Annotated in this window: 7 protein-coding genes; 4 read left to right on the top strand and 3 right to left on the bottom strand. The window is 65.1% G+C overall.

The genetic code is table 11. The features are described from left to right. Positions 1 to 2,004, bottom strand: a 2,004-nt coding sequence (uvrC, locus tag ABYB95_RS12355) for an excinuclease ABC subunit UvrC (protein ID WP_372658853.1), incomplete at its 3' end; no start/stop codon positions are given. An 88-nt stretch (positions 2,005 to 2,092) separates the two neighbouring features. On the opposite strand from uvrC, the gene earP reads away from it, so the two are divergent. The 4 genes from earP (at position 2,093) to ABYB95_RS12375 (ending at position 5,849) form a co-directional block, all read left to right on the top strand. Then, entirely contained in the window at positions 2,093 to 3,247 is a 1,155-nt protein-coding gene (gene earP, locus ABYB95_RS12360) for an elongation factor P maturation arginine rhamnosyltransferase EarP (RefSeq protein WP_372658854.1), read from the top strand. Positions 3,248 to 3,404: 157 nt separating this feature from the next. Beyond that, positions 3,405 to 3,959 carry an elongation factor P gene (gene efp, locus ABYB95_RS12365; RefSeq protein ID WP_372658855.1) on the top strand — a complete coding sequence of 185 codons (555 nt, stop codon included), beginning with the start codon at positions 3,405 to 3,407 and terminating at the stop codon, positions 3,957 to 3,959. Between the two features lie 92 nt (positions 3,960 to 4,051). Further along, on the top strand, positions 4,052 to 4,930 hold the full coding sequence (locus tag ABYB95_RS12370; protein WP_372658856.1) for an AEC family transporter: 879 nt from the start codon (positions 4,052 to 4,054) through the stop codon (positions 4,928 to 4,930). A 37-nt stretch (positions 4,931 to 4,967) separates the two neighbouring features. Next, the gene (locus tag ABYB95_RS12375; RefSeq protein WP_372658857.1) at positions 4,968 to 5,849 is read left to right on the top strand and encodes a TIGR00730 family Rossman fold protein; all 882 of its coding nucleotides are present in this window, start codon (positions 4,968 to 4,970) and stop codon (positions 5,847 to 5,849) included. 158 nt (positions 5,850 to 6,007) lie between these two features. Here the strand turns inward: ABYB95_RS12375 and ABYB95_RS12380 are convergent, their stop codons facing one another. Beyond that, positions 6,008 to 7,384, bottom strand: a complete 1,377-nt coding sequence (locus tag ABYB95_RS12380; protein WP_372658859.1) for an efflux transporter outer membrane subunit — start codon at positions 7,382 to 7,384, stop codon at positions 6,008 to 6,010. Between the two features lie 37 nt (positions 7,385 to 7,421). Next, on the bottom strand, positions 7,422 to 7,948 hold a 527-nt coding region (locus tag ABYB95_RS12385), incomplete at its 5' end, for an efflux RND transporter permease subunit (RefSeq protein WP_372658858.1).

The raw sequence follows: 7,948 nt of genomic DNA on the forward strand, positions 1-7,948 counted from the left end.
CAGCTTGCTGCCGCCGGTGCGCACCTTGGCGCGCTGGGCGCGCATGCCGGTGATGGCGAAACGGTGGGCTTCGTCGCGGATCTGAGCCACCAGCATCAGCGCGGCGGAGTCGAAGCCGAGGTAGATTTTTTCGCGACCGTCGGCGAACACCAGTTCTTCCAGGCCCACTTTGCGTCCTTCGCCTTTTTCCACGCCCACGATGAGCGAGAGGTCCAGGCCGAGTTGCAGGAACACTTCGCGCGCCATGGCGACCTGTCCTTTGCCTCCGTCGATCAACACCAGATCGGGCATGCGTGGCCCCATCGGGGGTTCGGTGGCGTTGCCGGCCGTGGTCTTGGCATCGTCCGCTGTGGGCTCGGGCTTGGTCGCCGGATCCAGGCTCGGCTCGTCCGCTGGTGACGACTCGGCAGCGGCCGGTGCAACAGCAGCAACCTCAGGGAGCGGCTCCAGTGCTTCGTTGGCGCGCATGGCCTCGGCCACCTTGCCGTAGCGGCGCAACAGCACCTGGCGCATGGCCGCGTAATCGTCGCCGGGCGTGATGCCCTCGATGTTGTAGCGCCGGTACTGGCTGTTCTGCATCTTGTGCGCTTCGAACACCACGCACGAGGCCTGGGTGGATTCGCCTGCCGTGTGCGAGATGTCGAAGCATTCGATGCGCAAGGCATCCAGCTGGTCGTCGGGCAGGTTCAGCGCGTCCACCAGGGCACGCGTGCGGGCTTGCTGCGAACCCTCTTCCGACAACAAGCGCGCCAGCGCGATATCGGCGTTCTTTTGCGCCATCTCCAGCCAGATGCGCCGGTGTTCGCGCGGGTTGTGCACCGCGTTGACGTGGGCGCCGCTCTGGCTGCTCAAGGCGTCCAGCAGGGCCGGGCTGACCGGGTGGCTGCTGACCAGGGTGTGCGGCATGGCCGCGCCCAGGTAGTGCTGGGCGATGAAGGCTTCCAGCACCTGCACCGCCACACGGTCCAGCGGGTCGGTGTGTTTCGCGCTAGCCGCGCCGTCTTCGGGCATCAAGCTGCTGATCTGCGCCGCGTCTTCCACGTGGGTCGGAAAATAAGGCCGGTCGCCCAGGTGGCGCCCGCCGCGCACCATGGCCAGGTTCACGCAGGCGCGCCCGCCTTGCACCCGCACAGCCAGCACGTCCACGTCTTTGTCGCTGAGGTTGTCCACCGCCTGCTGGTGCAGCACCCTGGACAAGGCGCTCATCTGGTTGCGGATCTCGGCGGCCTGCTCGAACTCAAGCCGCTCGGCGTAGGCCATCATGCGCCGCTCCAGTTCGTCCAGCACGGCCTGCGTTTCGCCGCGCAGAAAGCGCTCGGCGTCGGCCACGTCGCGGCCATAGGCTTCGGTATCGATGTGGTCGACGCAAGGCCCGCTGCAGCGCTTGATCTGGTAGAGCAGGCAGGGCCGGGTGCGGTTGGCAAACACCGTGTCTTCGCAGGTGCGCAAACGAAACACCTTTTGCAGCAGGATGATCGATTCCTTGACAGCCCAGGCGCTGGGGTAAGGGCCGTAGTAGCTGTGGCGCTTGTCCACCGCGCCACGGTAGTAGGCCATGCGCGGGAACGCCTGCGAAGGCGTGGGCTTGCCCGGTTTGGCGTTTGGGCGCGGCGCCTCGCGCAAGCCGGTGATCTTGACGTAGGGGTAGCTCTTGTCGTCGCGGAACAAGATGTTGAACTGCGGGTTCAACGTCTTGATGAGGTTGTTTTCGAGCAGCAGCGCCTCGGCTTCGGAGCGCACCACCGTGGTCTCCATGCGCACGATCTTGCTCACCATGTGGCCAATGCGCGTGCCGTCGTGGTTGCGCTGGAAATAGCTCGCCACCCGCTTCTTCAGGTTGCGCGCCTTGCCCACATACAGTAGCGCATCCTGCGCGTCGAAATAGCGGTAGACGCCGGGCAGGCTGGGCAAGGCCGCCACTTCGCTCAACAGCTGTTCGCTGTGCAGCGGCGGGGTCGCGGGTTCGCCGGTGTCGGCGGGGGCGTTGTCGGGTGTGCGGGGCATGGCCCGCTATTGTCGCGCCATCGGCACTGGGTCCGCTGGGCGCGCAAGGGCCAGCGATCAGTGCGAAAACTGCGGCAAGATCGGGGGCATGCAAGCCACGCCGCCCACCCCGCCCGACACACCTGCTTTGCTGTGGGATGTGTTTTGCCGCGTCGTCGACAACTTCGGCGACATCGGCGTGTGCTGGCGGCTCTGCCGCAATTTGGCGGCGCGCGGCCAACGCCTGCGCCTGTGGGTGGACGACCCGAGCGCATTGGCCTGGATGGCACCGGGTGCACTCGAAGGGCGTGTGCCCGGCGTGCAGGTGCTGCACTGGCCCACGCCCTTTCACCACGCCGACCTGGAAGCGCTGGCCCTGGCGGACATGTGGATCGAAGCCTTTGGTACCGATCCGGCACCCGAGTTCGTCCAGACCATGGCGGCGCGCATCCCGCCCGGCGCCCAACCACCGGTGTGGATCAACCTCGAATACCTGAGCGCAGAGCCCTACGTGGAGCGTTCACACGGCCTGCCCTCCCCCGTTTTATCGGGTGCCGCGCGCGGCTGGACCAAATGGTTTTTTTACCCCGGCTTCACGCCCGCAACCGGTGGCCTGCTGCGGGAGCCGGACCTGTTCCAGCGCCAGGCGGTCTTCGATTCCAACGCCTGGCTGGCGCGGCACCTGCCTTCGCTCCACACGACAGCTTTGGAGCCTTTGGAACAGGCTGCTCGGGTGAGCCTGTTTTGTTACGAGCCCAAAGCCCTGCCCGACGTGTTGCGGCAGGCGGACCAGGACCGCACCGCGAGCGACTGGTTGGTCACACCGGGGCGGGCGGCACGCGCGGTCGCGGCTGTGCAGCAAAGCCTCCCCCCGTTTGCCAACTGCCACTTGCACACCTTGCCGCAGTTGAGCCAAGTGGATTACGACCACCTGCTCTGGTCTTGCGACCTCAACTTCGTGCGCGGAGAGGATTCGCTGGTGCGCGCCTTGTGGGCTGGAAAAGCGCTGGTCTGGCACATCTACCCGCAGGACGACAACGCCCACCATGCCAAGCTGGAGGCCTTTCTGGACTGGCTGCAGGCGCCCGAATCCCTGCGCCGATTCCACCGCACCTGGAACGGTCTGGACGCGCGCAACGAGCCTTGGCCAGGCTGGGACGAGGTGCGCAGCTGGGGCGGTTGTGTGCAGGCGGCCCGCCAGCGCCTGCTGGACCTGGACGATCTGAGCAGCCAACTGCTCGGGTTCGTGGCAAAAAAGCGATAAAATACAAGGCTTTGCAAGAAATCACCCAGCCGGGGCGAGCTACGGACCCTGGGATTTCCTGCCCGCCATCTGCTTCGCCGCACAGATCGCAACCACCAGACCAGTTCCGGGGCCCATAGGTCCGCCAGGAATGCGCGGCCCCAACGTTGGAACTTTTATGAAAATCGCTCAAGAACTCCGCGCCGGCAATGTGATCATGCACGGCAAGGATCCGATGATCGTCCTGAAAACCGAATACAGCCGCGGTGGCCGTGGTGCCGCCACGGTGCGTCTGAAGCTCAAGGCCTTGTTGAACAACATGGCCACCGAAGTCGTTTGCAAGGCCGACGACAAGATCGACCAGATCATTCTGGACAAGAAGGAGTGCACCTACTCCTACTTTGCCGATCCGATGTACGTCTGCATGGACACCGAGTTCAACCAGTACGAAGTGGAAGCCGAAAACATGGGCGACGCCCTGAACTACCTCGAAGACGGCATGACCGTCGAAGTGGTGTTCTACGACGGCAAGGCCATCTCGGTCGAGCTGCCCACCAGCGTCGAGCGCGTGATCACCTGGACCGAGCCCGCCGTCAAAGGCGACACCTCGGGCAAAGTGCTCAAGCCCGCCAAGATCGCCACCGGCTTCGAAGTGTCGGTGCCCTTGTTCGTCGCACAAGACGACAAGATCGAAATCGACACCCGCACCGGCGAATACCGCAAGCGTGTTTGAGCCCAGGCGCGCTCAGATGATTCTTTGAAAAGGCTCCCAAGGGAGCCTTTTCACTTGGATTCAAGCCTCCCACATTCCCACAGACTGCCGCCATGGATCTGATTTCCCGCATCGCCGACGTCATCATCCCGGTGTTCCTGATCGTGGCCATCGGTTATGGCTATGCGCGCCGCCAGGCGCCCGACCTGAGCACCTTCAACCGCATCGCGCTGGACGTGCTCGCACCCTTGCTCGTGTATTCGGCGCTGGCCGCGCGCGACTTCCACCTGGTCGAATACAGCCGCCTGCTGCTGGGTGCCACGGTGTTGATTTTTGGCGCCGGCCTGCTGGCCTGGCCGCTGGCCCGGGCCATTGGCGCCCAGACACGCACGCTGGTGCCGGTGGTGATGTTCAACAACTGCGGCAACATGGGCTTGCCGCTGGCCTTGCTGGCTTTCGGCCCGGAACACTTTGGTGCGGCGGTGGCCTTGTTTGCGGTCAGCAACCTGTTGCACTTTTCAATCGGTGCGCGCATCACCAGCGTGCGCGCGCGAACCCGCGATCTGCTCGTCAGCCCGCTGATGATCGGCACCGTCCTGGGTTTCGCCAGTGCGCTGACCGGCGTGCGACCACCCGACGCCATACTGTCGGGCCTTGCGCTGTTGGGCAACGCCATGCTGCCCATGCTGTTGTTCGCCCTCGGCGTGCGCCTGACCGCCCTCACCCGTTCGGGTTTCGCGCTCGGCCTGGTCGGCGCCGTGGCCCGGCCGCTGATCGGCCTGGCCATCGGTATTCCGCTGGCCTGGGCCCTCGGGCTTGAAGGCGTGGACCGGGGCCAGTTGCTGCTGTTTGCGGCCTTGCCGCCGGCGGTGGTTCAATTCATGCTGGCAGACCGCTACCACCAAGAACCCGAAAAAGTGGCCGCCATGGTCATGCTGGGCAACGCCCTGGCGCTGATTTTCATTCCCCTGGCGTTGGCACTGGGCCTGTGAGCCACCTGCCCGCCCCTATCCATTCGCGGAGAAACGCATGCAAACCACCGAACACCTGAGCGAACACATCAGCGAACACCGCCTGGCCGACGCCTGGGCCGAACTGCAGGCGCATGCCAACAACGGCCAGCCGCTGCATGCAGACGCCTACCGGTTGGCCTTTGCCGATCCGGAATTCATGCTGCGGCGCGAAACCCGGGGTATGCGTATTCAACTGGAAATGCTCAAACCCGATGTCGCCCAGCAAGACATGGGAATCGAAAACACCGTGGTGGTGTTTGGCAGCGCCCGTTTCTGCGATACCGAAGAAGCCCAGGCCCGCCTGAAAGAAGCCCTGGCCGGAGGCGAGCAGCGCGCCATTGGCAAAGCCCAGGCCTTGCTCAAAAACGCCCACTATTACGAACAAGCCAGGGCCTTTGGCCGCCTGGTGGCGCAGTACAGTGCCCGCTGCCCCAAGCAGGACCAGCTCTACATCTGCACCGGCGGTGGGCCGGGCATCATGGAAGCGGCCAACCGGGGCGCGCACGATGAAGGCGCTCTCAACGTGGGTCTGAACATCGCCCTGCCGCACGAACAGTCGGCCAACCCCTACATCTCACCCGAGCTGAGTTTCAAGTTCCACTACTTTGCCTTGCGCAAGATGCATTTCATGATGCGCGCCAAGGCTTTGCTCGCATTTCCCGGTGGCTTTGGCACGCTGGACGAACTGTTCGAGGTCATCACCCTGGTGCAATGCAAGAAGGCCAAGCCGGTGCCGATTCTGCTGTTCGGCAGCGACTACTGGAAGCGCCTGATCAACCTCGACCTGCTGGTGGAAGAAGGCACGGTGTCGGCCGAAGACCTGGCGCTGTTCGAATACGTGGACGACCCGCAGGACGCCTGGAACCGCATCCTGCGTTTTTACAACCTGAAGGCGTAGGTCGTCAGCCGTTCGACGGGCTCAGGGCGAACGGGTGCGGTTGGCTTCGGGTCCTAACCGAACCACCGCGCCTTTCGCGCGGAACCGACATCCGTTCGCGCTGAGGGCATCCCCGTTCGGGCTGAGCTGGTCGAAGCCCCGCCCGAACGCAGAACCCCTCACTGCGACCAGCCACCGCCCAGGGCCTTGTACAAGGCCACCTGGTTCTGCTTCTCGATCAAGCGCGTCTGGGTCAGGCTTTGCTGGGCTGCGAACAGCGAGCGCTGCGCGTCCAGCACGTCGAGGTAATTGGCCACACCGTTGCGGTAACGCAGATCGGCCAGCCGCAAGCGCTCGGTCTCGGCCTGCGCCAGGGCCTGTTGTGCGCTCAGCTGTTCGCCCAGCGTGGCGTTGGCGGCCAGCGCGTCGGCAACTTCGCGGAACGCGGTCTGGATCGCTTTTTCATACTGCGCCACCGCGATGTCGCGCGAGACCGTCGCCACTTGCAAATTGGCCTGGTTGCGCCCGGCGTCGAAGATCGGCAACAAGGCCTGCGGCGCCAGGGTGAACCCCCAGGACCCGCTACCAAACAGCCCCGACAAATCGCTGCTGGCCGTGCCCAGACTCGCGGTCAGCGAGATGCGCGGAAAGAACGCGGCGCGTGCCGCGCCTATGTTGGCGTTGGCGGCCACCAATTGCTGCTCCGCCTGCCGGATGTCGGCACGGCGGTTGAGCAACTCAGACGGCAAACCCGCAGGCACCGGGTTGAGCACCGCCGCATCGGATGCCGTGGGCAACAAAGCCACGGGCACCGCACCGCCCACCAGCAGGTTCAAGGCGTTGATGTCCTGCGCCCGCTGGCGCTGGATCTGGGCCAACGAGGCCCGCGCCGACGCAGCCAAGGATTCGCCCTGGCGCAGATCCAGGGCCGAGGCCGCTCCGTTGTCGAAGCGCAGCCGGATCAGGCGCAGAGACTCTTCGCGCGTGCGCTGGCTGCGCTGGGTCACGTCCAGCAATTCGCTGCTGGCCTGCACGCTCAACCAGGTGCTGGCCACCGAAGCCACGAGACTGGTCTGGGCCGCGCGCTGCGCCTCTTCGCTGGCCAGGAACTGGGCCAAGGCCGCTTCCTTCAGGCTGGCGATGCGGCCAAAAAAGTCGATCTCCCAGCTGCTGAGCGCAAACCCCACGCTGTAGGTGCTGTTGATGCCGCCACCGCTGGCGGGTTGGCGGTTGCCGCTGGCGGCGAGGTTCACGGTCGGGAACTGGTCGGCACGGCGGATCTGGTACTGCGCGCGTACCTGCTCGATGTTGAGCGTGGCCACGCGCAGGTCGCGGTTTTGCGCCAGCGCCAGCGCGATCACTTCGCGCAGCTTGGGCTCGGCCACAAAACTGGACCAGACCGGCACGGCCGCCGGCCCCGAAGGCGCAGCGGCTTCGGCCACCGGCCAGGCCGCAGGCACCGGCGACGCCGGGCGTTCGTAGGTCGGCATCATGGAACAGGCCGACAACACCGTCGTCAGCAGCAGGGCCGAAGCCAGGCGCCCATGGCCGGGCATGTTCGCCCGCCGGAACGGAAAGGAGGTCATGTTGTTGTCATTCATGGTTCTGAGTTCCCAGGTGCTCGGCCGCGGCCTTGGCGTCCATGCGGTGCTGCCGTTCACTGCCTTTGAACAGCGTGCGCACGACCACGAAGAAGATCGGCACAAACACCACCGCCAACACGGTGCCGGTGAGCATGCCGCCGATCACGCCGGTGCCAATGGCGCGCTGGCTGGCCGAGCCCGCTCCACTGGCCAGCGCCAGCGGCAACACGCCCAGCGTGAACGCCAGCGAGGTCATGATGATGGGGCGGAACCGCATGTGCGCGGCGGCCAGCGCGGACTCGATCACGGTCTTGCCCTGGGCTTGCATGTCCTTGGCAAACTCGATGATCAGGATCGCGTTCTTCGCGGTGAGCCCGATGATGGTGATCAGTCCGACCTGGAAATACACGTCGTTCGAATAGCCGCGCAACAGCGTGGCCAGCAAAACGCCGAGCACGCCCAGCGGCACCACCAAGACCACCGAGAGCGGAATGGTCCAGCTCTCGTACAAGGCGGCCAGGCACAAGAACACCGCCA

This window comes from Hydrogenophaga sp. (assembly GCF_041633695.1).
GTDB lineage: Bacteria > Pseudomonadota > Gammaproteobacteria > Burkholderiales > Burkholderiaceae_C > Hydrogenophaga.